This window comes from Acinetobacter sp. ANC 3832 (assembly GCF_002135415.1).
GTDB lineage: Bacteria > Pseudomonadota > Gammaproteobacteria > Pseudomonadales > Moraxellaceae > Acinetobacter.
The window spans coordinates 1-25,841 of sequence record NZ_NEGJ01000019.1 but is presented as its reverse complement, the minus strand read 5'-3'; the positions used below and the strand labels follow the sequence as shown (position 1 = coordinate 25,841).

Sequence of the window (25,841 nt, the reverse complement as noted above, 5' to 3'; positions counted from 1 at the left end):
AAGTGATGTAAATATGAAAAATATTCGTATATTGAATAGACTATTCGTATATAGGGGGGTGAACTTCATTTTAATCTTCTAAGGTTAATTTACTTAATGAGGAGGATTCAAGATGAAAGTTACAGTACTTGGCGGTGGTCATGGATGTTATGCGGCAGCAGTGGAGATGGCGGAAAAAGGTCATGATGTAGTGTTATGGCGCAGAGATGCCAACGCATTAAAAAAATTGGCAGAAACCGGTGAACTGTTTATTTTGGATTATCAGGGTGAGCGTTCAGTAACGGTTGGCCTTGACAATAGTCAGATCAATTTACAAGAATCTTTAGAGCAAGCGATCGTCAGCGCTGAACTGATTATTATTCCTTTGCCTGCCACCACGCACCTAAAATTAGCGCAGCAAGCGGCGACTTATTTTAAAGATGGACAAGTGGTCTATTTACCGCCAGGCACCTTTGGTAGCTTTGTTTTTGCTAAAGCTATGAAAGATGCAGGTAATCATGCGCAGGTAGCTTTTGCTGAAACGGGTACATTGCCATACTTGGTGCGTAAGCATGGGCTAAACCACATTGTCGTGAGCGGTTATGCGACCCGCCTACCTACAGGTGTATTCCCAAGTCATTTATCTGGACATGCATTTAAGATTCTGCAGCAGGCCTATCCGAGTGTAGAACCAATAGAAGACAGTTTAAGTGGGGCGTTGATGAATGCTGGTCCAATTATTCATCCACCGTTGATTATAATGAATGCAGGTCCTTTGGAACACTTCGAAGCATGGGATATTCATAATGAAGGCACACAGCCATCTATTCGCCGTGTCACATCTCAATTGGATGCCGAACGTATGCATCTGCGTGAAGCCTTAGGGTATTCTGCACCGCATTTCCCTTTGGCTGATCATTATAATAAAACAGATGAAGGAGATGAGTGGATGTATGGGCGAGGTGCTCATGGCAAGCTCACAGACAGTGGTGACTGGCGTGAGGATATTGATTTGCAGTCACATCGCTATATGCTTGAAGATACCCGTTTAGGTTTATCTTTCATTGTTTCTATGGGACGTTGGGCTGGCATTAAAACCCCTGTAGCTGAAGGTTTACTGAATATTGCCTCAGCCGTTGCCGGAAAAGATTTATATGCTGAAGGAAGAACATTAGAAAGCTTAGGTTTAGCGGATAAATCAAAGCAGGAATTGCAACAAATCTTGCAGTATGGAGTTTAAGATGTCCAATATTCAGCACACAGCCGTGGTGGGGGCAGGGCGAATGGGTAAAGCCATTGCTATTGCTTTTGCTTATGCTGGCCTGCAAGTAAAATTGATTGATGCCAAAGAACGTTCATGTGAAGACTTTGTGCAATATCAACAACAAGTGGAACAGGATATTACGCAGGAATTGCTACTCTTAAGCCAAATTCAACTTATACAAACTGCGCAAATTTCATCAATTCAAGCCAATATAGAAGTACTTTCAAAATCTACCTCTATTCAATATCTAAATCAATGTGATTTAGTTCTGGAAGGCGTGCCTGAGAAAATACAGGTGAAGCAGGATATTTTTACATGGCTGGATCAGCATGTTGCATCAGATTGTATAGTCGCTTCTACGACCTCTACCTTTTTAGTGACAGATATTGCCAAGATGCTTTCTCATCCTGAACGAGTGGTGAATGCACATTGGCTCAACCCTGCTTATTTAATGCCATTAGTCGAATTAAGTCGCTCAGAGCAAACTTCAGATAAAAACGTGTTGGCGCTTAAATCATTTTTGACCAGTATCGGGAAAGTCGCAGTGGTGTGTAATGCTAAAGCAGGCTATATCGTACCCAGAATTCAAGCATTGGCTATGAATGAAGCAGCCCGAATGGTAGAAGAGGGTGTTGCATCTGCAGAAGATATTGATATTGCAATTCGCACCGGTTTTGGCTTACGCTTCTCTGTCTTAGGTTTACTTGAGTTTATTGATTGGGGCGGTGGTGATATTCTGTATTATGCATCACAGTATTTGGAGCGAGAGCTGGGCGAAAGGTATAGTACGCCTGATATTATTAAAGAAAATATGCAAAATGGCCGAAATGGTCTAAGAGAACAGCAGGGTTTTTATCAATATGAGGGAGTGGATATTCCTGCTTACAAGAAGCAAGTACTTCAAACATTTTTGAATAGAATTGAGACATCCGGTTTAAAACCTAAGTTGAATATTGTTTCTTCCATAGTTTAAAAAAAAGCCAGTAAAAAAAGCCCATCATCATGTATGGGCTTTTTGTTTAATTGCTATTTTAAGCGGTTAGCTGGATGGCATTAGCTCAAATATTTTTTTCATCTGCGCATTTAGCTGAATTAACTCTTCATCTTCAAAAGCATTCAGAATTCCTGAAAGTGTAACTTGACTGATCTGATTGATCTGTTCTACCAGTTTTTTACCTTTATTTGTTAACTTGACCATAGAAATACGTTCGTCAAATTCCGAAGAAAAAACCTGAACAATTTCATCTTCAACTAAGCGGTAAATAGCTTTGGTTGCAGTGGTCAATTTGAGTGTTGATAGGTTTGCAATTTCAGTAATGCTGGCTTGTCCCAAGGCGTTGGTGCTTAAAATGATTTTGCGTCGTGTATTGTCTATTCCTAATTTTTTTATAGATTTTTCAATTATTTGAGTATATTTTCCATTGACTTGGGAGATCCAAAAAAAAGGATAGCTTTGTAGGCTGCTAGGTTCATTGTTAGGCAGAAAATTTTCTAAATGAGTAAGCATGGCAAAGTGATGACTTTGTAAAAATTGATACCCTATTATACAAAAATTAAAAATATTTTCTTTACTCTCTGCAATGAAAATACTTGACAATTACATTGCTTTTTCAGATATTAGTATTAGTAATAAAAATACATGGAAAAGTGAATGAATATTGTGGCAAAGAATGTTCATTTAGGGTCAGGAAAACTCATCGTGATGGTGAAAGACTCTATCGATATTCAAGGTTTTCAAACCCTCACAGGAAGTAAAGCGTTAGAGACTATTCCTGTCGCAGAACAAAATGCCTTTGTGGTAGAGCGTATTTTGGCTGCAGATTGTCAAATTACCGCAAAAACAAATTTGCATGAATTGGCTTTTGGCATTACAGGCATTAATCGTGCATTCGGTACAGCGCTTAATCCTAAATACCCTGCACTGATTCCAGGCGGATCATCAAGCGGATCAGCTGCAGCTGTTGCTGCCAAACTAGCCGATTTTACATTAGGAACAGACACAGGCGGTTCAATCCGCATGCCTGCTGCCTGTTGTGGAATTTTTGGCTTAAAGCCTACTTTTGGTCGTGTAAGTCGTGAAGGCGTACATCCTGAAAACAGTTCATTGGATTGTATCGGACCATTTGCAAATTCAGTTAGCATGATTGAAACAGCCATGCAGATTATTGATCCAAGTTTTAATACTGCAAAAGCTCTAGAGCAAGCGCCTAAGCTTGCAGTGCTGAATGTACAGGCGAGTGATGAAGTAAATGAATGTATTAATGAATACTTTGAAAAAGCTGGGCTGGTTTTGACACATGTAGACATTGCATCTTTTGATGACGCATTCCATGCAGGTATGCAAATTATCAATTTTGAGAATTGGCAGGCGTATGGCGCTTTAACTGAAACGGGACTTTTGGGCTCAGATGTCAATGCACGTTTACTGAAAGCCTCAGAAACTACATGCCAGCAGGTTACAGAAGCTGAACATGTGAAAGAACGTTTCACCCAAGAAGTAGATGCTTTACTGAATCAATATGATGCATTGCTGTTACCAACGTTGCCACAAATTCCGCCACAAGTTGTAGATGCAGAAAATACAGTTGCATTTTTGAATTTAACGGGGCTGGTTCGTCCATTTAATCTGTCTGGGCATCCTGCAATCTCAGTACCATTAGAGACAAAACAGGGCTTACCCGTTGGATTGCAAATTGTTGCCAAAAAAAATGCGGATGAACAGCTTTGTGCAATTGCTGAATTTGTCGTGAAGGCGGCGCAATAAGTTACAAGGAGTTAACAAATGAATGATTTATCTACAAAGGATTTTGTCATGGATAATACAGCAGTAGATTTGAAGGCCTTGTATCAGGAAATCCGTGAACGCGCATGTACGGGTGAATTTGATAATCAGGCATATGTCAGTCAGGATATTATTGAAAAATTAAAAAAAATAGGTGTATATCGGGCATTTGTTCCGAAGCGTTTTGGTGGTTCTGAAGTTTCACCACGCGAATTTTGTGAGCTGATTGAAAAACTATCAATGGCAGATGGCTCAGTGGGATGGGTAGCAAGTTTTGGTATGAGCCCAGCTTATTTAGGTAGCTTGCCAGAAGAAACACTCAAAGAACTTTACAAGGATTCTCCTGATATTGTTTTTGCCGGCGGTATTTTCCCTCCACAGCCAGCAGAAATTACTGAAGATGGTGTTGTTGTTAAAGGACGCTGGAAATTTTCCAGCGGCTGCATGGGGGCAGATATTGTTGGCGTCGGTATTGCACCACAAAAGGATAATGAAGCGCAAGGCTTGCCACGTATGGCAGTCATGCCTGCAAAAAAAGTAAAAATTGAAATGACTTGGGATACAGTGGGCCTAAAAGGAACGGGAAGTCATGATTTAGTCGTTGAGGATGTTTTGGTCCCTAAAGAGTGGACATTTGTACGTGGAGAGCCGTCAAAGCTTTCAGAGCCTTTTTTTAAATATCCCTCTTTATCACTTGCAACACAAGTCTTGACAGTAGTGGGCATAGGCGTAGCTGCAGCAGCTTTAGAAGAGTTCAAAAAACTTGCTCCAGGCAAGGCTTCTATTACTGGTGGTTCCGAAATTGCAAATCGTCCAGTGACACAATATGAATTTGCACAAGCTGAAGCAGAGTTTAAAGCAGCGCGTACATGGTTTTATGAAACGATGGATATCGTTTGGAGTGAAGTGGTTGCAGGTCGTACACCGACAGCAGAACAAATCAGTGATATGCGTCTGTCTTGTACTCATGCTACCAGAGTTACTGCCCGCGTTGCCCGCAAAATGCAAATGCTGGCAGGTATGACAGCTATTTATACCAACAATGTGTTCAGCCGCTTTGTGAACGATACCCATGTGGTGACACAGCATGCCTTTATGGGGGATGCAACATTGCAGAATGCAGGTTTAATCAGCTTTGGCTTAAAACCGGCACCGGGCTATTTATAAGCAGATTGATTTCATACGCGAGTATTAAGAATGAATGACAAAATGGATTTCAGCGCAATTTTACAGCGTCTAGAACGGCTGGAAGCGCAAGCTGCAATTCGAAACTGCATTAACCGCTACATGGAAATTTGTGATGCTTTAGATGCCAATACTGACTTGAATGAATTAATAAATTTATTTGATGAAGACAGTATTTGGGAGGGCATAGGTGAGAAATATGCGCAGTCTTTTGGTCACTTCAGCTCACGGCAAGCGATTCACGACATGTTTAAGGGGTATACCCAGAAAGATTCGCATTTTGTGATGAATGCGCATTTTGTGAGTTCAGAACAAATTTATGTTGAGGATACGCAAGCAAAAGCCTCTTGGCTGATGCTGCAAACCTCAGCATTTAGAGATAGTCGCAGCCATTTAAATGCAGCCAAACTCACAGTGGCATTTAAACAGCAGCAGGACGGGTCTTGGAAAATTAAGCATTTTCAAACAGAAAATATTTTCAGCCGTCCAGTTTCTCATTGGAACAGTACAGCGGAATTGCCAGTACCGTCTCAGAAATAACTCAAGGATAAATTTAAAAGGATAATTGACATGAACAGTATCATCCCAATACAAAATATTGATATTGACTACAATGAGCTAGTGCAATCGGACCGTGCACATACTTCTTTGTATAAAGATGAAAAAATATTTGAAGATGAAATGGAAAAAATTTATTACAGTAATTGGGTCTGGGTGGCGCATGCTAGCGAAATTCCAGAAGGCGGTAACTATAAAACCATAAATATCGGAAAGCAGCCCGTGGTTGTAGTACGTGACCGTAAAAAGAAAGTTCATGTGCTGCTTAACCGTTGCCGTCACCGTGCTGCAACACTCTGTGAACATAAAAAAGGCAAAACCAACAGTTTTGTATGTCCTTATCATGGCTGGAGCTATGCTTTGGATGGTAGCCTGCGTGGTGTGCCATCTCCTGAAAGCTATGGTGAATGCCTAGATAAATCTGAACTTCCTTTAATTAGCCTGCGTGTTGAAGAATATAACGGTATGATTTTCGCCTCTTTTAACCATCATGTTGAACCGTTAGAAGATTTTCTTGGTGCGGCGAAAAAATGGATTGACCTATTCATGAAACAGGGTGCGGGTTATCCAGTGAAAGTTTTGGGTGAGCATCGCTTTACGTTCCCGGGCAACTGGAAAATCCAGTTGGAAAATACCACTGATGCCTACCACTTTCCGCTGGTACATAAATCATTCTTAAGCTCAGTTGATGAAAAAACTGAAGAATTATTTAACTTTGATAATCAGCCTGGTTATGTCGAAGACTTAGGCAATGGCCATAGTGTCATGGTGATGATTCCAGAACTTGTCGATCTTGAAGAAGAATTGATGGAACGTCCAATTCAAGAACGTTTTGAAGATCTTGCTCAGGCATTGCGTGATGAAGGTCATGCAGAATTAGAAGTACGCCGTATTGTCCGCGCTGTAGGTGGTTCGGGATTTAACTTAAACTTATTCCCGAATATTGCATGTTCAATGGCATTCTTCCGTGTTATGCAGCCAATCTCTGTAGATAAAACAGAAATTCATCACTCAGTGATTACCATGGACGGTGGTCCTCAAATTGCCAATCAGTACCGCTTACGTTTGCATGAGCATTTCCAAGGCCCATTTGGTTTTGGTACACCAGATGATGCGGAAGCTTGGGAGCGTGTACAAAAGGGTGCAGATGCAGGCAATGATTTATGGATCATGCTCAACCGCGGTTTACCAGGCGAAGTGGAAACTGAAGATGGCTTAAAAAGTGATGTAAGTGCTGAAACGGGCATGCGAGCTGCGTATCAGCAGTGGAAAAAGTTGATGACGGCTTAAGGAGAGAGCAATGAAAATCGATTTAAATTTATTGAATGAAGCGACAGCTTTTATTTGGGCTGAAGCAGACATGCTCGATCATTACGAACATGAAGCATGGTTAAAACTTTGGAATGAAACGGGTGTATATATTATTCCGATTGATCCTGCTTTAACGGATTATGAAAATAATTTGAATTATGCCTATGACAATCATCACATGCGTCAATTGCGTGTGAATCGTTTGGATAACGGTGAAGCCATTTCAACATCTCCAAAAGCCAATACAGTACGCAGTGTATCCCGTGTGCGTATTATCAAAGATGAAGATGGTGAAATTATTTTACGCTGTGCGCAAAATCTGCGTGAATTCCGTAAAGAAAATTTAAAACATTATACTGCGGATGTCACATTTCACTTGATTCGTGATGCTGAACAAGGTTTTAAAATCAATCGTAAAATTATTAACTTGGTCAATTCTACCGATACTTTGGCGGGTATCAGTTACATTCTTTAGGAGAAGAAAATGAAACAGGTTGTTTTAGTGACTGGTGCAGCATCAGGTTTAGGCAATGTGGTTGCAGAATACCTTGCTAGCCAAGGTCATCAAGTTATTTTATCTGCAAGCACACTGGAAAAAGCTGAAGCGGCTAAAGTACGCAGTGTAAATGCGAATAATATGTTTTCTCTGAAGCTGGATATTTCTGTTGAAGCAGATTTTCATGCCGCTGTGCAGTGGATTGAAGAGAAGTTTTCAAAACTTGATGTACTGATCAATAACGCGACGGTCACCAAAGCAACGCCTGTTTTAGAGATTACCGCGGCTGATTTTGATTGGATCACACAAGTCAATCAGCGCGGTACATTTCAGTCGTGTCAGATTATTGGTAAATATATGGCAGATAAAGGCTATGGCCGTATTGTCAATATGGCGTCTTTAGCAGGTCAAAATGGCGGAACAGCAACGGGCGCGCACTATGCAGCAACGAAAGGTGCCATTGTAACCCTGACCAAAATTTTTGCCAAAGAATTTGCTGCGAAAGGTGTCACGGTCAATGCAGTTGCACCAGGGCCAATGGAATCACCGATTGTGCATAGCGTGGTATCTGATGAAAAAATGGCACAATTTATTCAGAATATCCCTGTCAAAGCTTTGGGCAGTATGGAGTTTATTGCTGAAACGTGCGCGTTATTGGCAAGTCCAAATGCCAGTTTCGTGACAGGTGCAACATGGGATATTAACGGCGGATTATTTATGCGTTAAGCCTTGGGTTTAATGCATAAAGAGGAGATTCATTATGACTGAACTTTATAATGTTGTTGTCAAAAACCGCCATGTAGAAGGCGAAAATGTTGCAGTCATGGAATTTGAATCCGCAACATCTACAGCCTTACCTAAAATTGACGCAGGTGCACATATTGATGTGCACCTGCCGAATGGTATGGTACGCCAGTATTCACTTTGCCAAAATCCAGATGAAACAGGTATTTTCCGTTTAGGAATTTTACGTGATCCTGAATCTAGAGGTGGCTCTGTATCTGCTTTCGACGATTTAAAAGATGGTATGCATATTCAAGTCAGCGAGCCAAAAAATCTTTTTTCTTTGGTGGAAGCTAAACATTCTGTGTTGATTGGTGGGGGGATTGGCATTACTCCACTGATTACGATGGCATATCAGTTGGCGCATCAAGGTGAGTCTTTTGAATTGCATTATTGCGGCGCAAGTCCAGAGAGCTGTGCCTTTGTAGACGAGATTAAAAACGGTGAACTGGCTCAATTCACAACCCTTCATTTTAAATCAGAAGGTGCGAATCATCGTGACTTTTTTCAATCAGCTATTCAAAATATTGATGTAGATAGCCATATTTATACTTGTGGTCCAAATGGATTTATGGATTGGATCATTAATCTAGCGCTGACTCAGAACTTTCCCGAAAATCAGATTCATAAAGAGTATTTTCAAGTAGATGTGGAAACGAGTGGTGATGCTTTTGAAGTCGTGGCTGAACGCAGCGGTAAAATCATTATAGTCGATGCTGAGGAAACTATTTTACAGGCATTGGCACGTGAAGGCATTGAGATAGAAATGTCATGTGAGCAGGGCGTTTGCGGTACATGCATGTGCGATGTGATTGAAGGTGAGCCGGATCACCGCGATGTATATTTTACCGATGAAGAGAAAGCCAGCAATGATCAAATACTAGTGTGTTGTTCTCGATCTAAATCTGCCCGTCTGGTTTTAGATATTTAAGTAACTACAATTCAAATTGGAATTGCAAAGTATTGAGTCCGCACAGGAATAGGACTGTAAAATTCAGGAGAGAAGCATGAACGCATTACATACAATAGATACTGTAAAAGTTGATCCAATGAAATTTAGACGCGCATTAGGCAATTTTGCTACAGGCGTCACCATTATGACTGCGCAAAATGAACATGGCGAAAAGGTAGGAGTCACAGCAAATAGTTTTAATTCTGTTTCTTTAGACCCTGCTTTAATTTTGTGGAGTATTGATAAAAATTCTTCAAGTTTTCATGTTTTTGAGCAAGCAACACATTTTGCAGTCAATATTTTATCAGGTTCTCAAATTGAACTTTCTAATAAGTTTTCACGCCGTAATATCGATAAATATGAAGGTACTAGTTTTCAGGAGGGAGTAGGATTAGCACCAGTTTTAGACCACTGCTCGGCTGTTTTTGAATGTGAGCGCCATCAGATTATTGAAGGTGGAGATCACTGGATTATTATCGGCAAAGTGGTAAATTTTCATGATGAAGGCCGTAGTCCATTGGTTTACCATCAAGGGGCTTATTCAGGTGTGACACCGCATCCTTTATTGCAGGTGAGAGAGTCTGCTGAAGTTGAAGATGTAGGGGCGATGCATCAGGGACATTTGCATGGTAATGTCTGCTATTTGATGAGTCGTGCCTTTAAATTCTATCAAAATGATTATATTCCTAAGCAGTTGGTAACGGGTTTCCGTACCAGTGAAGCACGGCTTCTACTGGTTTTAGGTAGTGGTACGGCTTCAAGCAAAGCGGATTTACCGCGTGATATTGCCATGCCAATGCAGGAAGTAGAACAATCTGCTGCAATTCTGGAAAAAGATGGCCTGTTGATTGAGACGAACGGCTTCTATAAATTGACAGAGAAGGGTAAGAAAACCGCGCATTATTTATTTGATATCGCAGACAGTCATCAAAATGAAGTATTGAATAAATATTCGGACAGTGAAAAAGACAGTTTTATTAAAATTTTACGGGATATTGCTGGGATTGCATAAACATCAACTGACCGACAAATATCTAGATGAATTTGTCGGTTATTTGGATTTATTGAGATAGAATTTTTAATGGTGTTGGAAAAGATAAAGCAAAGCTACTCAAACTATTGAATCGATCTGTCCAAGGGGAATGGATATGAATCAAGCTAAAGAAAATGAAATTGTGCAGTGGAAGCAATCTATTCAAAAGATCTGTGGTGACTTTGAAACGACCTTTCATAAGCATAATAATTTATTTATTGGTGAAGTAAAATTTTTTTTATTAGGTGAGACAGAGGTTGCTTTTATAAAAAGTAATGCCAGTCATATTTGTAGAAAAAGTGGTATGCCCGATCGAGTGAAAGATCGTTTCTGTTTTTTGGTGATTCAGTACACAGGTAAGATGCGGATTGTTTATAAAGATCAAAATATTGATTTAAATGAAGGAGACATTACCTTACTTGATCCTGAAGAAACGATTGATATGTATCCACAAGGTTTATTTAGTCATGTTTCAGTGCATTTGTCGCGTGAGAAATTATTCAGGCAAGGCATTACAGTCGATCATTTTGGCAAATTAAACACTTCCAATATGAGTGGGCATTTGCTGAAAAGTATGTTGCAAAATCTATCACCTGAAAAGATTGAGCTTTGGTATGCAAAAGAGGATGGCAATGCTTTTGAAGATGCCTTGATTGCTTTAATCAAACCGACAATTAACTATAAAAATATTGAAATTTCCAGTCATCTCAAAATAAAAGCAGAGCGATTTATTTTTGAACATCTCAATCAGCAAAGTTTGAATGCACAAATGATCGCAAATCATTTAGGGATTTCACTTCGGCATTTACACCGATTATTTGAACATCAACAGCAATCTGTACACAAGTTTATTCAAATGCACCGTATCGAAAAAATTCAGTATGAATTAAAAGATGGCAAAAATAAAAGTCTATCGATTACTGAAATTGCTTTGAAGTGGGGATTTGGTGACAGTGCTCATTTCTCAAAATTATTTCGTAAGATGATAGGGCTTTCACCGAAACAATATCGCTTAAAAGTGTAGTGAATGAATTTTTAGATCTCCTGTTAATGTCACAATTTCACATAAAGTGAGTCACGTTTAAACAAGAACATCCGCTGTAATCATGGTGAAATCTTATTCAAGGAATTGAATGAGTAGGCAAGCATGATGCAAGCAGAATATGACTATATTATTATTGGGGCAGGGTCGGCAGGCTGTGTGGTCGCAGCACGATTATTACAAGCAAAAGCAGGACGAGTGCTGGTTTTAGAGGCGGGGACGAAGGACAATAGTATGTTCCATACGATCCCTGCAACAGTGATCAAAGTGTTTCAACAAAAATCATGGCCGTATATGACGGTTCCACAAAAACATTGTAATCACCGTGAAATGATTCTTGCACAAGGAAAAGTTCTTGGCGGAGGTAGCTCTGTCAATGGCATGGTGTACTGTCGTGGACAACGTCAGGATTATGATCTATGGGCATCTGAATGGGGCTGTAACAATTGGTCTTATCAAAAGGTGCTTCCATTTTTTAAAAAAGCTGAAAAGAATGAAAGCCTTGCGGATGAGTATCACGGACAAGAGGGTATTTTACCTGTCAGTGAAAATCGTTATCGTCATCCTTTAACACTTGTCTGTATTCAAGCAGGTCAGCAAATGGGGATGAAATATGTCAATGATCTCAATGGATGGGATCAAGCAGGTGTCGGCTTTTATCAAACCACAACCTTGCGTGGTGAAAGAGCCAGTACTGCAAAGACCTATTTAAAAGCGGTTGAACATCTTGCAGATCTTACTGTGGTGACCGATGCACTGGTTCATAAAATCGAAACACATGCCGGTCGGGCGACAGGCGTAACCTATAGCATTGCTGGAAAATCCGCTGTTACTGTACACGCAAGCAAAGAAATTATTGTCAGTGCTGGTGCAATTGGTAGTCCAAAAGTTTTATTACTCTCAGGGATTGGCCCAAAACAGCATTTAAATGAACTGGGTATTGAATGTATTCAAGACTTACCTGTGGGTGAGAATTTTCATGATCATTTACATATGTCAGTGAATGCAACTGTTAAAACCAAGAATAGCTTGCTTGGGGAAGATCAAGGTTTAAAAGCACTACGGCACTTTTTACAATGGCGCTTTACCCGTTCTGGTTTATTAACGTCTAATATTTTAGAAGGCGGTGGCTTTATTGATACCAATAACCATGGCCGACCTGATGTACAGTTCCATTTCTTGCCAGTACTGGATAATTTTGATAATACGCCAGGTGAAAAAGCAGTGGCACAAGAACATGGTCTCACCATTAAGGTTGGACATGTACAACCCAAAGCACGAGGCAGTTTACGTTTAAGCAGTAAAGACCCAAATGCTTTGCCGACCATTGATCCAAACTATTTAGGTCATCAAGAAGATATTGATGCCAATATCCGCGCGGTTCAGGCAGGGCTGCGTTTACTACAACAGCCTGTATTAAAATCTATAGTCAAAGACATTATTGAACCAGCAAATATCGATCCCGATGACATTGCTGCGATTGATCTGTGGATGCGTCAAAATATTAAAACGGTCTACCATCCCGCAGGCAGCTGTAAAATGGGCAATTTTTCACAAGACTCCGTTACTGACCAAACCCTTAAAGTGTATGGTTTTCAAAATTTACGCGTGATTGACTGTTCCATTTGCCCACAAGTACCAAGTGGAAATACCAACGCCATTGCCATCATGATTGGTGAGCGCGGTGCTGACTTTATTCTAAATGCATAACTGAATCTCATAGAAATTGCTGAACTTAAATTGCCAAGATTTTTATATAGAACACAGGATAATAAGATGAACCAAGTACAAATTTTAGCGAGTGTCCAAACTTTTTTGCAACGTCAACACGGTCATTTTATTCATGGCCAACATATTGAATTCGATGATACGCGTACTCGAATTGAGCTGATTAACCCAGCAACGGAACAGGCTGTTTCAAGTATTACGATTGGGACTAAATCCGATGTTGAGGCCGCTGTAAACAGTGCGCAAGATGCTTTTCTAAATGTTTGGGCCAATACATCACCTTATGAGCGCGGGCAAAAGCTGAATAAGCTTGCTGATCTGGTTGAACAGCATACGGAGGAACTAGCACAACTAGAAACTTTGACTACAGGCAAGTTGATTAATCTTTCTCGACACTTAGAAGTTGCTCAGACTGTCGTGTTTTTAAGATATTTTGCTGGTTGGGCCACCAAAATTCATGGTCAAACCATGCAACCTTCTATTCCCTCAGCCAATGGTGAAAAATATACAGCTTATACGGTGCGTCAACCTGTTGGGGTTGTGGCAGGGATCGTGCCGTGGAATTTTTCCTTGATGATCGGATGTTGGAAGATTGGTTCGGCATTGACAACGGGTTGTACAATCGTGCTTAAACCTAGTGAGTTCACAACACTTTCATTATTACGTTTAGCCGAGCTTGCAATAGAAGCAGGCATCCCCGCAGGTGTGATTAATATTGTCACAGGCACAGGAGAAACTGGCCAATATTTAATTGACTCTAAAAAGATTAAAAAAGTTTCGTTTACAGGTTCTGTACCCACAGGAATTGCGATTGGCAAACAAGCGATGCATAACGATTTAACCCGTGTCAGCTTAGAACTAGGCGGAAAAAATGCAGCTGCGATTTTAGCGGATACTCAAATAGATGAAATTTTACCAACACTTTTACAAGCCAGTTTTGTCCATCAAGGTCAAGTGTGTGCAGCACCAGAACGTTTTTTTGTGCATCGTTCTAAATATGAAGAGTTTATTCAAAAAGCAGCCGTAGCTCTTCAGCAATTTAAAATAGGTTCACCGCTGGATGAATCCTCTATGTTTGGTCCACTTTCAAATAAGCCACATTTTGAGAAGGTTAAACATTATCTGGATCTTGCTCATCAAAATAATCAAATCATTTGTGGTGGTAAAGTCGTTGCAGGAACAGGCTATTTTGTAGAGCCAACTTTATTAACAGTGCGGGGTATGGATGATCCATTATTTATTGAGGAAACATTTGGACCTGTGGTGGATGTGATTGCTTTTGAAAGTGATGAAGAGTTAATTTCAATGATGAATCATTCTCGTTTTGGTTTAACTGCAAGTATATGGACCAATGATTTGGCGAAAGCTTTGCGACTCATTCCGCAAATTGAAGCAGGCTCAGTCTGGGTGAATATGCACACATTCCTTGATCCTGCCGTTCCTTTTGGTGGAGTCAAAGCATCTGGTCTGGGTCGTGAATTTTCAGACGCATTTATTGAGGATTACACTGAATTAAAGTCAGTGATGATCCGTTATTAAAAATGCACAATATTATTTAAACAGGCAAATCTAGTTAGAAAAAGGTAGCAGCATCAATTGCTACCTGTAGGAGGATTTTACCTCAACAATAAGGATATTGAAGATGAATAAGAAAATACTGGGTCTGATTTTTATTACGCATACAAGTTTTGCCAGTGATCTGCCAACTGTGAATTTAGGTCTATCGAGTTTTGTAGACGGTGCAGTTCCAGCAGGTAGTGGTTGGTATGCACAAACCTATTTTCAGAATTATCGCGCGGATAGTATTCGCGATACACATGGCAACAAAATCGCACTCCCTCAGTCAGAGATTGAGTATCAATCGATTGTTCAGCAAATCAGTTATATGTCAGATATCAAATTGGGCAGTGGTAATCTTGGCTTAAATATGGTGATTCCTGTGCTTGGCACATGTAGATGTGGATGATGGCCTCAATAATCAAGCCATTAAAGCAAATAAGGGATTGGGCGACATTATTATCGGCCCTTTTATCCAATTTGATCCAGTGATGGGGCAAGACGGGCCTAAGTTTCCCCATCGTTTTGAATTTCAAATCAATTTACCTACAGGTGAATACGATCATAATAAGGATATAAACCCTGGTGCCAATGCAGTGTCACTTGATCCATACTGGGCTGCAACCTATTGGCTGAATCCCAAATGGACACTTTCGACACGCTTACACTATCTTTATAACTTTAAGAATAATGATCCAAATTATAGTTTTGGGAATGCTGAAGACATACAGGCTGGGCAAGCATTACATGCCAACTTTGAAAGTAGTTATGCAGTCACACCACAGCTTCGGTTAGGAATAAATGGATATTGGCTCAATCAAATCACCGATACACAGGTGGATGGTGAAAATGTCAAAGGACGACGTGAACAGGTCTGGGCGATCGGTCCAGGGGCGATGTATAGTTTTTCTCCCCATGACCATCTTGTTGCAAATGCTTATTTTGAACAAGATGCAGAAAATCGACCACAAGGGACCGGCATGATTTTCCGGTATGTACATCATTTTGATAAATGATGGATTGGATAAACTTTAAAATCTAAACAGCCCAATATATCTATATATTGGGCGTTTTAGAACTAAAAATTAATAGGTTAAAGTCATACTTTGTTGTGTCACTTGATCAATTTGCTTTTGGCTTACCGCATCATCCTTACATTGATAGTTTTCAAATAATGGGAGCTGATCAGCAAAGTGTACATCGGTCTTTCCATTGCGATGAATAAATCCACTTTGACCAGGTGCTAGAATTGAACACATACTAACTTGATTTGGATTTAGTACCACTCTAAAAGAGGCACTGCCTGTATTTCCGTAAGTACTCAATTTTTGCTGATGCGCCAGATCCGCCCACGGAATGCCGACTGAATTTTTGCTGGAGAAACCCATGGTCGCAACAGGAAGTTTCCAATCATTTGGATCTGCAGATTTGTATTGTTTAGATAGTGTTGTTAATGTATTTTCAAGAGCATTTAAAATAACATCATCAGGAGATTGCCCCTTTAAGAAGTCAATTTGTTGAGGAACACCTGATTGTTTTCCTTGAAGTGCGTTCCAAATTAATTTGGATGCACCAGCGGGCTGAGTACTGCGCGGATCTAAATTAACAGGATAAAGCGTATCGGTATAACGACTGTAAATACTTTCTGATAAATTGGGCTTTAGTACTAACTCAATCATTTGATTAAGCCACATACGCATAATAGCAGGAGCTGCGCCTTCATAATATTTGGCATTTTGATCTGGACGAAGTTTGTAATCCCAAGAGGCTAGTAAAGGTGCTATTTTTTTTGCAGCCTCAGATGCTTTCGGATTCTGTGTCGCTTTAATCATAGAAGGAATAAAGTAGCGTGCGTTGAGATCAGCCCATGCGCCAGTTTTATTAATGTCCCAAATCTCTTGCTGACTCAGCTTTTGTTTACTTTCGAGGGGTTCTAATAACTCATTGACACGGTCTACGTGAGAAAAATTAGATGAGTCTGAGCGTAAACCTGCATAAGCTTTATTGTTCCAACTGGCAATATAGCCTTTTTCAGGGTTATATTCTTTCGGATTATGAGTGAAATCATAGAAACCTTGCCATTCCATTGAGCCATCGCCCTGAGCAGGAAGCTGAGGATGCTGATTTTCTGGACGGATAGGCAAACGGCCTAATGCAGCAACACCAATATTATTATCTGTATCAGCGTAGAACCACGTGATGGAAGCTGCAACACGGTTGGCTTGTTTTAAAAATCCCTCCCAATTGGTGGCTTTGGCTGCATTTGCCCAACCCAATAATGTTTCAACCTCAACACCTTCCCAGCTACGTTTTTGCGCATAAGCAATTTGATTTTTTTCATCCCAAGCATTAACAAAACCTTGTTTGCTCTTATAAACATCTAAGTCATAGTCTGCTTGTGCTCGTACTTTAATTTTGACTTGATGATGTTCAAAAGGAATGTATGCTCCTTGGTATAGGTATTCTTTGGGATTATTTGGATTGATTTTTAGCTGGTAAAAATCGTTGGTATCTAGTGAGCCGACAGTTGAACCCCATGCAATTTTGCCATTGGTCCCAAATAAAATAGCAGGCAGGCCGACAGGAGTTATGCCTGTTAAATTATAACCGGCACCATGTAAGCCAATACTGTAGGTAATAGCAGGGGTATACCATCCTTGCTGAGGGCCGTTATATAAAACAGCTTGTCCCTCCAATGTTTTATCAGCCTTTAGAACCCATGCATTGCTTGCAGTGGGTACACCATCAATGACCCCTTTGCCTAAAGCAATACGTGCTTGAGTTAAATAATTTTCTGCTGCTTGTTTTGAGATAGGCTGAACTTTTGTGAAGGCTTGCTTCTGGTGTGCTGAAAGCTGAGTTTTTTGCCCTGACTGAATAATTGTCGGAGCACTCGGATCATCCAGCCAGCGTAATTGCTGATAAACTTTTAAACCCTCATCTTGTCCCTTTTCTTTTTGCAACTGAGTGAGCAGATCTAAATTAGATATTTCTGAACTAGATGCAAAAAAACGGTTCAAAATCAATCCCACCCAAATCATTGCAATATCTTCGGGTTGCCATGCTGATGGCTTGAAATCATAATCGATGAATTCTTTTGGCATGAGCTCGGGGTTTTCTAGAATCTCTTTGATTCTTTTATTAAAGCCGGCTGCATAGCCTTCAAAAATTGCGCGGTCTTCTGGAGACAGTTGAGCGAGCTGCTGTTTAATGTTTTCAGGGTTAAATCGGCTATGAGTCGCAATATCATATTGCAAGTAGTCTGGACCTAAGACTTCGGCTACTGTCCCTTTACCTGTCCGTTTAGACATTTCCATCTGAAATAGCCGATCTGTGGCGACAGCATATCCATATCCATAAAACAGTCCGAATGTATTGTCTGCATAGATATGCGGGGTTCCAAAGTTATCGCGCTTAATGGTGACCTGTTTTGGAGCAGATGCTGGATCTAAAGTTGAAGAGGAGTTACATCCTGCGAGAAGTATACAACTTAAGCCTAAAATTCCGTATCGAATTAAAATATTTCTATAAGGAGGCTGATCATTCAGCATATGATTTTTCAATTTAAAGATCCTTGCTTTCATTATAATTTAGAAGTGAATCAACTAAGCTGTAGCCATTTATACAAAGTGGCTAAATTCACCTATGAACATGCCTTGTTCATTATTTTAAATTATTACTTATCCATGTAATTTTCCACTATTGAATAGGTATAAAGTTATACTTTCTCTAATTTAAAAATACTTTTATGCTTCATTTATGAATTAAAATATAGTGTTAAATAACATAAGATTCTGTATTATAATTTGTTTTTATTTAAGGTGTATAAATGCTATAGAAGGTTTTTCTGCAAAAACCATTTTAGTTTAGATATTTTTGAGTGAATGTATTCTGAAGAATTAACTTTAAGATAAATGATATTTTTTAAAATTAACAAGAAAATTACATGTATTTATGTTATAAAAAATGCAGTCGTGAGACTCTTTAATGAATGATAAATGGAGTTTGTCATATGGAAATCAATAAAATATTGCTTGTTTCTGCTTTAGCAACGGGTTCTGTAACTGCTCATGCAGAAGTGCGTATAGGTGTTGTCACCTCATCTACTGGCCCCGTAGCAATGGTGGGAATTCCGCAGAAAAATACAGTTGCGTTGCTGCCTAAATCGATTGGCGGTGAAAAAGTCACTTATATTTCCTTGGATGATGCGAGTGATCCGACAGCAAGCGTAAAAGCAATTAACAAATTGATCAGTGAAAGCAATGTAGATGCCATTATTGGCCCGTCTGGATCACCAAATGCCAGTGCAGTCATTGGAATAATTGCCAAAGCACAAGTTCCTTTGCTTGCACCTGTTGGTACATCCACTGTTGTGTTGCCGATGAATCCACAAAAAAAATGGGTATTTAAGACCACACAAAATGATGATCTTATTGCTCAGGCTTTAGTCGATGATATGGTTAAACGTAAAATTAAGACGTTAGGATTTATTGGTACAGCCGATCCGTATGGAGAGAACTGGAGTAAAGTCGTTGCTAATTTAGCAGCGAGCAAAGGTATTAAAATTACACAGAAGGAATCTTTTCAGCGTCAAGATACATCATTAACTGGTCAAGCGCTGAAACTTATTGCGAGTAAACCACAAGCCATTTTAATTGCAGCTCCGGGAAGTGCTGCAGTTACTCCACAAGCTGCTTTATATGATCGTGGCTATCGTGGGCAAATTTATCAAACTCATGGTGCAGCTTTAGATCAGTTTCTAAAATTGGGCGGGAAAAAAGTGGATAACACTATTTTGGCTGCTAGCTTGATGCTTGTCATTAATGAAATTGATAATACGCATCCTTCTAAGCCAGTTGCTTTGAAATACATGAATAATTACAAAAAAATGTATGGTGAATACCCAGCGACATTTGGTGCGAATGTCTATGATGCGGGGCTGCTTTTAGAAAAAGCGATTCCAGTAGCGTTAAAGCAGGCGAAACCGGGAAGTATTCAATTCCGCGAAGCATTGCGCACAGCATTGGAACAAACCAAAGAATTAGCAGGGACACAAGGTGTTTATAACATGACGCCAATGGATCATAGCGGTTTTGATAAGCGTGGTCGGGTCATGGTCACTGTAAAAAATGGGCAATGGAAATTGTTGAAGTAATAAATTTTTAAATTAATTAATCTGCTATTCAATTCAGAGTGCAATTGCACTTAGAGAGCATTTGTTTCTGAAAAATAGCAAGGATCAGGCGGTCATGGATTTAGATATCGCATTAATTCTTGGGCAGGATGGGATCACGAGTGGGGCAATTTATGCATTGCTCGCCTTATGCATCTTATTGGTTTTTACTGTCACCCGAATTTTACTCATACCTTTAGGTGAATTCAGTGTTTTTGGTGCACTGACACTTGCGTCTATTCAAGCCGGAACACCAAGCAGGATTGTCTGGCTATTGGTCATATTTTTTGCTGTTCAGTTACTTCTGGATTTTTATGCAAGTTTTAAAAATAAGATTCCATTTAATTTAAGAAGCCACAGTCTCTGGGCTGTTTACATTACGCTAATTGTTGGGGCAATGTATTTGCTGCCATTGGCGAGCCTGCCAATGTTTATTCAAGTTTTACTTGCTTTGGCTGTCATTACACCGCTTGGGCCACAAATTTATCGTTTGTTTTTTCAGCCTTTAGTGGCTGCTAAATCATTAGTGCTACTCATTGTTTCTATTGCTGTACATGTGGCTTTAGTTGGTGTTGGCTTGTTAATTTTTGGTCCAGATGGTGCACAGACTAGGCCATTCAGTGATGCTGTATATCAATTTGGAAGCTTAGCTGTCAGCAGTCAAACCCTTTATATTATTGCTGCATTTTTTAGCATGATTTTTGTGCTGTGGTATTTCTTTGGAAAGACACTTTATGGCAAAGCATTAAGAGCTACTGCGGTGAATCGGGTTGGGGCACAGTTAATGGGAATTTCTCCTATTTTTGCAGGCAAAATTACCTTTGCAATGGCGGCTTTTATGGGGGCATTTGCGGGTATTTTAATTGCGCCTATTACCACGTTGTATTATGACTCTGGTTTTATTATTAGCCTCAAAGGTTTTGTTGGTGCAATTATTGGTGGCTTAGCAAGTTTTCCAGTGGCGGCAGCAGGTTCTATTGCCGTTGGCATTATTGAAGCATTTTCTATGTTTTGGGCCAGCGATTATAAAGAAATCATTGTCTTTACTCTCATTATTCCATTTTTGCTTTGGAAATCTTTAACGTCTCGTCACATTGAGGAGGACCATGAATGAAGTCTAAATATTTATTTGCAGGCTTTGCTGCACTTATGGTTCTTAGCCCGTTCATTTTACCTGCATATCAGGTCACCCTTCTTAATTATATCGGGCTGAATGCTCTAGTCGTTTTAGGCTTAGTACTTTTGACTGGGGTTGGCGGCATGACCAGTTTCGGTCAAGCAGCTTTGGTTGGAATTGGCGCTTATTCGACAGCTTATTTAACAGTAACAGAACAGCTGCCACAGTTTTTAATGTGGACGGGCGGCAGTCCATGGGCGGGGCTGCTTTTAGGGATTGTTTTGACAGTTTTCTCGGCATTTATTGTGGGAGGCTTGACGTTAAAACTGTCTGGACACTACTTGCCTTTAGGGACCATTGCTTGGGGTATATCACTCTATTACTTTTTCTCAACCATTGAAAGTTTAGGCGGACATTCTGGTATTTCTAATATTCCGAGCATTTCTATTGCTGGATATGCTTTAGATACTAGCAATAAAATGTTTTATCTCATTTGGCTAATTTTATTTGTGGCCATTATTTTGACCAAAAATATTTTGAATTCTAGAGAAGGCCGTGCGATACGGGCGTTAAAAGGCGGACAAGTCATGGCCGAGTCTATGGGGGTAAATACCTTTAGATCCAAAATGGTAGTATTCGTTATATCTTCAGTTTTTGCCTCTATTTCAGGCTGGTTATATGCGCATAACCAATCATTTATTAATCCTACACCTTTTGGTTTACAAATGGGGATTGATTATTTGTTCATGGCCTTGCTTGGAGGTGTTGGGAGTATTTGGGGCGCAATATTTGGAGCAGGCATATTCACGATGCTGCGCCAATGGCTGCAAGACTTAATGCCGATTATTTTTGGCAATGATGGTCAGTATGAAACCATTATTTTTGGCTTAATGATTGTCTTGTTGATGCAAAAAGCTCCATCTGGTTTATGGCCAATGATTGTTAAGCTCATACCGTCACGGTTTAGAGCAAATGATATGCATACAGAATTAACAGCACCTACTCAAACGCTTCCTACTCTGGAATTTCCCCCAAAAGGTACGCTGATTTTAGAAGCGAAAAATGTGACGAAAAAATTTGGCGGTTTAGTCGCCAACAACAACATGAATCTAAAAATTCATGCAGGTGAAATTCTGGCGCTTATTGGCCCGAATGGCGCAGGAAAGAGCACCATGTTTAATCAGCTGTCCGGTGTTGATGTTCCAACCAGCGGTGAAGTGATCTTTTTAGGTGAAAAAATCAATGGCATGCTCTCACGTGATATTGCTAAAAAAGGATTGAGTCGAACCTTTCAGCACGTCAAAATTTTACCTGAAATGACGGTGTTGGAAAATGTAGTAATTGGCGCGCATTTACGCGGTAAAAAAGGCGTTTGGGCTTCGCTATTCAGGTTAGACCGTGAAGAAGAAAATAATTTATTGAATGAAGCAAAGCTTCAATTAAAGCGAGTCGGGTTAGGAGATTATCTCTATACCGAAGCTGGGAATTTGGCATTAGGACAGCAGCGGATTCTTGAAATTGCTCGCGCTTTATGTGCGCAGCCAAGCTTATTGTTATTGGATGAACCTGCTGCGGGTCTGCGTTTGAAAGAAAAGCAGGCTTTGACTGAGCTATTAATGAAACTGAAAGCAGAAGGCATGGCAACGTTATTGGTAGAACACGACATGGATTTTGTGATGAATTTGGTCGATCAAGTGGTAGTGATGGAGTTTGGTGAAAAAATAGCAGAAGGCTTGCCAGAGGATGTGCAAAAGAACGAAGCTGTTCTAGAAGCCTATTTAGGAGGCGCAGCGTGAGTGTGATAATAGAAAATACGCAAGGGAAATGCTTATTAGAAGTCAGTAATTTAAGCGTTGCCTATGGCAAAGTTGATGCGTTGATGAATTTTAATATGAGGGTGAATGAGGGGCAGATTGTGTCTGTTGTTGGTCCAAATGGTGCAGGGAAGACCACATTACTTTCTGCAATTATGGGAGTTCTTGCTTCAAAAGGGGATGTTGAATTTGACGGCAGTGTCGAGCAATGTCCGCCGATAGAGCGAATGGTCGTACGCGGACTAGGCTTAGTACCTGAAAAAAGGGAATTGTTCAGCAGCATGAGCATTGAAGATAATCTCATGCTGGGCGGATTTCAACGTTATAGGCAAGGTGACCGCAGTTTAAAAGAAACGCTGGATGAAGTTTATAGTATTTTCCCGCGTTTAAAAGAACGGCGGATTCAAGAAGCAGGCACGTTATCAGGTGGCGAGCGGCAAATGCTGGCTGTGGGGCGTGCGCTTATGGCAAAGCCTAAACTGTTGATGCTAGATGAACCGAGTCTTGGTTTAGCGCCTTTAATTACCCGAGAGATTTTTAAAATTATTGATCAGCTACGTGGTCAAGGTGTGTCTATTTTATTGGTAGAGCAAAATGCGCGCGCAGCCTTGAAGCTGGCTGACTATGCCTATGTGCTAGAAATGGGCGAATTGTCTATGCAAGGGACGGGTCAAGATCTTGTGGAAGACCCAAGAATTATTGAAAGTTATTTAGGGATTAACAGTAAGCATCAGGACATTCTTTCTATTTAATGTTGCATTTAAGCAGGAGTGCATGATGGGAAAAAATGCCAAAATTGCTATTTTAGGCGCTGGAGCCATTGGCTGTACATTAGCCGCTAGACTCATTTTGTCAGGCTGTGAATGTGTCAGCCTAATTGCACGCGGTGAAAATTATCAGGCGCTGTCCAGTAAAGGTATTCAGCTGAAGGATTTAACCGGCGAATATCAGTTGATACCCTATCAGGTTGTGCAAGATATCGCAGAACTTGAGCCACAAGATATTATTTTTATTGCGACAAAATCAAATGCGCTTCATCAAGTGGCCGCATTTATTCGGCCTGTATTGCATGCTGAAACTGTGGTTATTCCACTCATGAACGGCATTCCATTTTGGTATTTTTATCAAGGGCAAAGCACTGATGATATACAGGCCATTCAATGTTTAGACGAAAATAGGCAATTGATTAAGCACTTTCCTCTAGCACATTTAATCGGCGCTGTGGTGTTTATCACAGCAAGACTGAAGGGATATGGAAAAGTAGAGTCAGATAATCCATATTTGCTGATTTTAGGTGAGCCAAATAATCAAGTGACGAAGCGCTTAGAAACAATTCAAAGCCTTTTTGTAGATACAGGGATTGAGTTAAGGGTTACCGACCAGATTCGGGATCAGATTTGGACCAAAGTAATTGCCAATTTAAGTTCGAACCCACTTTCTGTTGTAACAGGCGCTACTTTAAAAGATGTCTATGCACATCCGCGCTTACATGAAATGGCGTTGCAAATTACCCAAGAAGTCCGACAAGTGGCCGCCAGTTATGGTGCGCGTATTACTATTGATCCAGTGACTTTTTTACAGCTAGGGACAAATATGGGCAATGTGCATACATCGATGTGGCATGACTACCAAAAGAAACAGCCCTTAGAAATGACAGGAATAGCAGAAGCTGTTTTTGAACTGGCCGAGCAATTTAATTGTCCTATGCCAGTTACGAAGCATATTTGTAATTTAACGGCATATTTAAGTGAACAATCATTGAAGATTTAAAAAGGATTTTTATGAACGCAAGTATTCAACCTTTGAATATCGGGCAGCAGGAATGGGAATTACGTGTGAAGCTGGCGGATTGCTATCATTTAGTCGATTATTTTGGCTGGACTGAAACAATTTTTAATCATATTTCCGCGAGGTTGCCAGGTGAAGAAAACTATTATTTAGTTAATCCTTTCGGGCTGAATTATAGTGAAGTGACACCAGAAAATTTATTGAAAGTCGGTTTAGAGGGAAATAAAGTAGAACCTTCTGAATATGATGCGAACCCTGCAGGGTTTGCTTTACATAGTGCTGTTCATGGGGCTAGGCATGATATACGCTGTTTGATTCATACCCATACAACACCGATTAGTGCAGTGGTACAGAAAAAAAATGGCTTTACTTATGACAGCTTCTATGGCGCGCAGTTATATGGCCGAGTTGCTTATCATACTTTCGAAGGCATCACTTTGTTTCAAGAAGAAAAACAGCGGATGATTCAGCATCTTGCAGATAAGCATATTTTAGTTTTGCGAAATCATGGAATTGCTGTAGGAGAAAGCAGTATTGAAAAAGCATTTTTTTTACTGTGGACTGTACAGCGTGCTGCTGAAATTCAATGCCAAGCAGATGCTTTGAGAGGGGAAGATTTTCCGCTCAGTGAAGATGTTAAGCAAAAATGCACAGATTTAACGGCATTGCTGATTCGTGACAGCGGATTTGCCAATAAATTCTTTAATGCAATGGTTAGAAAAATGTGTGGAGCACGTTGAAAAGATAGAGTATCAAAAAGCTTTTAATTTTGATTGAAATGGTTTTAAAGTAAATGTCATTAAAATTGGCGGTATTTTGAATATTTACAGCAAATAGGCGTTTATGATTTACTATATTTTGCTTATTTTTTGTATTTGATAATGCTTTTAAAATATAAATTTAATACTTAAAAAAGATGCAATACGCTAGTATTGCATCTAAAGAGGAATACTCAACTAATTAAAAGTAGTATGTAAAGCATGTATAAACTCATTTGGACATTCGATATTTGAAATATGCGATGCATTAATTTCAAACATCTTCGCATTTGGAATACGATCTAACATAAATTGACCATCTGCTACTGTCGTCACAGGATCTTGGATTCCGGCCACAATAAGAACAGGAACAGTAATCTCTTTTAACTGTTCACGCAGGTCCGCTTTAGCCAAAGCTTCACAACAACTTGCATAACCTTCGGCATTGCCAGCTGCCAAGTCGTTTTGAAGAGTATCCACCACTGCTGTGTTACTTTGGATAAAGGGATTGGTAAACCAAC

General features: G+C 40.0%; 21 protein-coding genes and 2 pseudogenes. 20 read left to right on the top strand and 3 right to left on the bottom strand.

Going from position 1 to position 25,841, the window contains the following annotated elements:
• Positions 1-112 precede the first annotated feature (112 nt).
• On the top strand, positions 113-1,219 hold the full coding sequence (locus tag B9T35_RS16885; protein WP_086192304.1) for an NAD/NADP-dependent octopine/nopaline dehydrogenase family protein: 1,107 nt from the start codon (positions 113-115) through the stop codon (positions 1,217-1,219).
• 1 nt (position 1,220) lies between these two features.
• Complete coding sequence (locus B9T35_RS16880) at positions 1,221-2,216, top strand: 3-hydroxybutyryl-CoA dehydrogenase (RefSeq protein WP_086192302.1); 996 nt, start codon at positions 1,221-1,223, stop codon at positions 2,214-2,216.
• Positions 2,217-2,282: 66 nt separating this feature from the next.
• Here B9T35_RS16880 and B9T35_RS16875 read toward each other — a convergent pair whose 3' ends face one another.
• Positions 2,283-2,750 carry a MarR family winged helix-turn-helix transcriptional regulator gene (locus B9T35_RS16875; RefSeq protein WP_086192300.1) on the bottom strand — a complete coding sequence of 156 codons (468 nt, stop codon included), beginning with the start codon at positions 2,748-2,750 and terminating at the stop codon, positions 2,283-2,285.
• A 144-nt stretch (positions 2,751-2,894) separates the two neighbouring features.
• Between B9T35_RS16875 and B9T35_RS16870 the strand changes: the two genes are divergently transcribed.
• From B9T35_RS16870 to B9T35_RS16815, 12 genes and pseudogenes are all read left to right on the top strand, one after another.
• Positions 2,895-4,007, top strand: coding sequence for an amidase (locus B9T35_RS16870; protein WP_086192299.1), 1,113 nt, complete (start codon positions 2,895-2,897; stop codon positions 4,005-4,007).
• 18 nt (positions 4,008-4,025) lie between these two features.
• Positions 4,026-5,192, top strand: coding sequence for an acyl-CoA dehydrogenase family protein (locus tag B9T35_RS16865; protein WP_086192297.1), 1,167 nt, complete (start codon positions 4,026-4,028; stop codon positions 5,190-5,192).
• Positions 5,193-5,222: 30 nt separating this feature from the next.
• Positions 5,223-5,750 carry a nuclear transport factor 2 family protein gene (locus tag B9T35_RS16860; RefSeq protein ID WP_086192295.1) on the top strand — a complete coding sequence of 176 codons (528 nt, stop codon included), beginning with the start codon at positions 5,223-5,225 and terminating at the stop codon, positions 5,748-5,750.
• Positions 5,751-5,780: 30 nt separating this feature from the next.
• Positions 5,781-7,058, top strand: coding sequence for an aromatic ring-hydroxylating oxygenase subunit alpha (locus B9T35_RS16855; RefSeq protein WP_086192293.1), 1,278 nt, complete (start codon positions 5,781-5,783; stop codon positions 7,056-7,058).
• A gap of 10 nt (positions 7,059-7,068) precedes the next feature.
• Complete coding sequence (locus B9T35_RS16850; protein WP_086192292.1) at positions 7,069-7,554, top strand: aromatic-ring-hydroxylating dioxygenase subunit beta; 486 nt, start codon at positions 7,069-7,071, stop codon at positions 7,552-7,554.
• Positions 7,555-7,563: 9 nt separating this feature from the next.
• Complete coding sequence (locus B9T35_RS16845; RefSeq protein ID WP_086192290.1) at positions 7,564-8,301, top strand: SDR family NAD(P)-dependent oxidoreductase; 738 nt, start codon at positions 7,564-7,566, stop codon at positions 8,299-8,301.
• Between the two features lie 34 nt (positions 8,302-8,335).
• Positions 8,336-9,289 (top strand): PDR/VanB family oxidoreductase, encoded by a 954-nt coding sequence (locus B9T35_RS16840; protein ID WP_086192288.1) that lies wholly within the window; start codon positions 8,336-8,338, stop codon positions 9,287-9,289.
• Between the two features lie 76 nt (positions 9,290-9,365).
• Complete coding sequence (locus B9T35_RS16835; protein ID WP_086192287.1) at positions 9,366-10,322, top strand: p-hydroxyphenylacetate 3-hydroxylase reductase component; 957 nt, start codon at positions 9,366-9,368, stop codon at positions 10,320-10,322.
• Positions 10,323-10,458: 136 nt separating this feature from the next.
• Positions 10,459-11,367 carry a transcriptional regulator FeaR gene (gene feaR / locus B9T35_RS16830; protein WP_086192285.1) on the top strand — a complete coding sequence of 303 codons (909 nt, stop codon included), beginning with the start codon at positions 10,459-10,461 and terminating at the stop codon, positions 11,365-11,367.
• Positions 11,368-11,493: 126 nt separating this feature from the next.
• On the top strand, positions 11,494-13,095 hold the full coding sequence (locus B9T35_RS16825) for a GMC family oxidoreductase (RefSeq protein ID WP_086192333.1): 1,602 nt from the start codon (positions 11,494-11,496) through the stop codon (positions 13,093-13,095).
• Between the two features lie 66 nt (positions 13,096-13,161).
• Positions 13,162-14,652 carry an aldehyde dehydrogenase family protein gene (locus tag B9T35_RS16820; protein ID WP_086192283.1) on the top strand — a complete coding sequence of 497 codons (1,491 nt, stop codon included), beginning with the start codon at positions 13,162-13,164 and terminating at the stop codon, positions 14,650-14,652.
• A 103-nt stretch (positions 14,653-14,755) separates the two neighbouring features.
• Positions 14,756-15,686: pseudogene (locus B9T35_RS16815) on the top strand (transporter).
• Between the two features lie 69 nt (positions 15,687-15,755).
• Here B9T35_RS16815 and B9T35_RS16810 read toward each other — a convergent pair.
• The gene (locus B9T35_RS16810) at positions 15,756-18,221 is read right to left on the bottom strand and encodes a penicillin acylase family protein (RefSeq protein ID WP_086192282.1); all 2,466 of its coding nucleotides are present in this window, start codon (positions 18,219-18,221) and stop codon (positions 15,756-15,758) included.
• Positions 18,222-18,682: 461 nt separating this feature from the next.
• Here B9T35_RS16810 and B9T35_RS16805 point away from each other — a divergent pair, with 461 nt between their 5' ends.
• From B9T35_RS16805 to B9T35_RS16780, 6 genes are all read left to right on the top strand, one after another.
• Positions 18,683-19,825, top strand: coding sequence for an ABC transporter substrate-binding protein (locus B9T35_RS16805; RefSeq protein ID WP_086192280.1), 1,143 nt, complete (start codon positions 18,683-18,685; stop codon positions 19,823-19,825).
• A gap of 94 nt (positions 19,826-19,919) precedes the next feature.
• A complete protein-coding gene (locus B9T35_RS16800; protein WP_086192279.1) occupies positions 19,920-20,957 on the top strand; it encodes a branched-chain amino acid ABC transporter permease in 1,038 nt (345 codons plus the stop codon).
• A complete protein-coding gene (locus tag B9T35_RS16795; protein WP_086192277.1) occupies positions 20,954-22,756 on the top strand; it encodes an ABC transporter permease subunit in 1,803 nt (600 codons plus the stop codon). The genes B9T35_RS16800 and B9T35_RS16795 overlap by 4 nt, the downstream gene beginning before the upstream one ends.
• An 83-nt stretch (positions 22,757-22,839) precedes the next feature.
• Positions 22,840-23,526, top strand: coding sequence for an ABC transporter ATP-binding protein (locus B9T35_RS16790; protein ID WP_086192331.1), 687 nt, complete (start codon positions 22,840-22,842; stop codon positions 23,524-23,526).
• A 25-nt stretch (positions 23,527-23,551) separates the two neighbouring features.
• Positions 23,552-24,544, top strand: a complete 993-nt coding sequence (locus B9T35_RS16785) for a ketopantoate reductase family protein (protein WP_086192275.1) — start codon at positions 23,552-23,554, stop codon at positions 24,542-24,544.
• Positions 24,545-24,555: 11 nt separating this feature from the next.
• Positions 24,556-25,302 carry a class II aldolase/adducin family protein gene (locus tag B9T35_RS16780; RefSeq protein WP_086192274.1) on the top strand — a complete coding sequence of 249 codons (747 nt, stop codon included), beginning with the start codon at positions 24,556-24,558 and terminating at the stop codon, positions 25,300-25,302.
• Between the two features lie 216 nt (positions 25,303-25,518).
• On the opposite strand, the pseudogene B9T35_RS16775 reads toward B9T35_RS16780, so the two are convergent.
• Positions 25,519-25,841 (bottom strand): annotated as a pseudogene (locus B9T35_RS16775) (3-oxoadipate enol-lactonase); the annotation flags it as partial.

Coding starts and splice junctions, on each gene's coding strand:
- B9T35_RS16885 (WP_086192304.1), top strand. CDS start 113: ATGAAAGTTACAGTACTTGGCGGTGGTCATGGATGTTATGCGGCAGCA.
- B9T35_RS16880 (WP_086192302.1), top strand. CDS start 1,221: ATGTCCAATATTCAGCACACAGCCGTGGTGGGGGCAGGGCGAATGGGT.
- B9T35_RS16875 (WP_086192300.1), bottom strand. CDS start 2,750: ATGCTTACTCATTTAGAAAATTTTCTGCCTAACAATGAACCTAGCAGC.
- B9T35_RS16870 (WP_086192299.1), top strand. CDS start 2,895: ATGAATATTGTGGCAAAGAATGTTCATTTAGGGTCAGGAAAACTCATC.
- B9T35_RS16865 (WP_086192297.1), top strand. CDS start 4,026: ATGAATGATTTATCTACAAAGGATTTTGTCATGGATAATACAGCAGTA.
- B9T35_RS16860 (WP_086192295.1), top strand. CDS start 5,223: ATGAATGACAAAATGGATTTCAGCGCAATTTTACAGCGTCTAGAACGG.
- B9T35_RS16855 (WP_086192293.1), top strand. CDS start 5,781: ATGAACAGTATCATCCCAATACAAAATATTGATATTGACTACAATGAG.
- B9T35_RS16850 (WP_086192292.1), top strand. CDS start 7,069: ATGAAAATCGATTTAAATTTATTGAATGAAGCGACAGCTTTTATTTGG.
- B9T35_RS16845 (WP_086192290.1), top strand. CDS start 7,564: ATGAAACAGGTTGTTTTAGTGACTGGTGCAGCATCAGGTTTAGGCAAT.
- B9T35_RS16840 (WP_086192288.1), top strand. CDS start 8,336: ATGACTGAACTTTATAATGTTGTTGTCAAAAACCGCCATGTAGAAGGC.
- B9T35_RS16835 (WP_086192287.1), top strand. CDS start 9,366: ATGAACGCATTACATACAATAGATACTGTAAAAGTTGATCCAATGAAA.
- feaR (WP_086192285.1), top strand. CDS start 10,459: ATGAATCAAGCTAAAGAAAATGAAATTGTGCAGTGGAAGCAATCTATT.
- B9T35_RS16825 (WP_086192333.1), top strand. CDS start 11,494: ATGCAAGCAGAATATGACTATATTATTATTGGGGCAGGGTCGGCAGGC.
- B9T35_RS16820 (WP_086192283.1), top strand. CDS start 13,162: ATGAACCAAGTACAAATTTTAGCGAGTGTCCAAACTTTTTTGCAACGT.
- B9T35_RS16810 (WP_086192282.1), bottom strand. CDS start 18,221: ATGCTGAATGATCAGCCTCCTTATAGAAATATTTTAATTCGATACGGA.
- B9T35_RS16805 (WP_086192280.1), top strand. CDS start 18,683: ATGGAAATCAATAAAATATTGCTTGTTTCTGCTTTAGCAACGGGTTCT.
- B9T35_RS16800 (WP_086192279.1), top strand. CDS start 19,920: ATGGATTTAGATATCGCATTAATTCTTGGGCAGGATGGGATCACGAGT.
- B9T35_RS16795 (WP_086192277.1), top strand. CDS start 20,954: ATGAAGTCTAAATATTTATTTGCAGGCTTTGCTGCACTTATGGTTCTT.
- B9T35_RS16790 (WP_086192331.1), top strand. CDS start 22,840: ATGAATTTTAATATGAGGGTGAATGAGGGGCAGATTGTGTCTGTTGTT.
- B9T35_RS16785 (WP_086192275.1), top strand. CDS start 23,552: ATGGGAAAAAATGCCAAAATTGCTATTTTAGGCGCTGGAGCCATTGGC.
- B9T35_RS16780 (WP_086192274.1), top strand. CDS start 24,556: ATGAACGCAAGTATTCAACCTTTGAATATCGGGCAGCAGGAATGGGAA.